Here is a 1,376-nt window from a genome sequence, read left to right on the forward strand (position 1 = left end):
GACCATTGTAGCCCGCGTGTTGCCCAGCACATTCGGGGCATACTGACCTACCGTTGCCCGTTCCTTCCTCCGTGTTGGCCACGGCAGTCTCCGTACTGTACCCAGCCACTTCGCAGTGCTGCTGGCAAGTAGGGATGCGGGTCTCGCTCGTTGCCTGACTTAACAGGACGCCTCACGGTACGAGCTGACGGCGGCCATGCACCTCCTCTCTGTGGCTCGTGGCGAGGTCATCAACCTGACCGTCATTACCACAGTCGATGCTGGTGAGATGTCCGGCGTTGAGTCCAATTAAACCGCAGGCTCCTCCGGTTGTAGTGCTCCCCCGCCAATTCCTTTAAGTTTCATCCTTGCGGACGTACTTCCCAGGCGGCCTGCTTAGCGGCTTCCCTACGGCACAGCACCCACTCGTAGTGGGAGCCACACCTAGCAGGCATTGTTTACGGCTAGGACTACCCGGGTATCTAATCCGGTTCGAGACCCTAGCTTTCGTCCCTCACTGTCGGATCCGTTCTCGCGACGTGCTTTCGCCATCGGCGGTCCGTCCAGGATTACGGGATTTCACTCCTACCCCGGACGTACCCGTCGCGCCTTCCGGTCCCAAGCCGTGCAGTTTCCACCGGACGTCCACCCGTTGGGCGGGTGGATTTCCCGATGGACTTGCGCGGCCAGCTACGGACGCTTTAGGCCCAATAAGATCGGCCATCACTTGGGCTGCCGGTATTACCGCGGCGGCTGGCACCGGTCTTGCCCAGCCCTTATTCGTGCACCTCCCTAAGGTGTACAAAAGCGCAGGCTCTATGCCTGCGCACTTGGGATCCCCTTATCGCACTGTCGTGCAGTGTAAAGGTTTCGCGCCTGCTGCGCCCCGTAGGGCCCGGAATCTTGTCTCAGATTCCGTCTCCGGGTTCTGGCTCTCACCACCCGTACCGATTATTGGCACGGTGGGCCGTTACCCCACCGTCTACCTAATCGGCCGCAGCCACATCCTTCGGCGCCGGAGCGTTTGACACACTTGTCATTCCAGAGTGAGTGTGGTATACACTATTAGCCTCAGTTTCCCGAGGGTGCTGTGGTCCGAAGGGTAGTTTGGCCACGTGTTACTGAGCTATTCGCTACGAGTCTGAACTCGTGCAACTAGCATGGCTAAATCGGATCCCAATAGCAATGGCCTCCGGCAGGATCAACCGGAATGAGTACCCTCGCACCTGATTCCCGGTGAGAGGGGGGTTATGTTGGCGGGTGTTGACGTAGTGTCAACACACCATTGCATGGTCCAATATGGTGTCCAGTGTCACCGGCGACCCGGATGACACCGAACTACCAAGGCTCACATCAGATCTCCTCTTACGCCGGAGCGCAGCGGGCGAGATCCTCAT

The 1,376-nt window shown here is 59.0% G+C and carries 1 rRNA gene; it reads right to left on the reverse strand.

Annotation, left to right across the window (positions count from 1 at the left end):
- Window positions 1-1,191, reverse strand: a 16S ribosomal RNA gene (locus J2751_RS15440); the annotation flags it as partial.
- Window positions 1,192-1,376: the final 185 nt, after the last annotated feature.

Origin of the sequence: Halorubrum alkaliphilum (genome assembly GCF_017873815.1) — an archaeon.
Classification (GTDB): Archaea; Halobacteriota; Halobacteria; order Halobacteriales; family Haloferacaceae; genus Halorubrum; species Halorubrum alkaliphilum.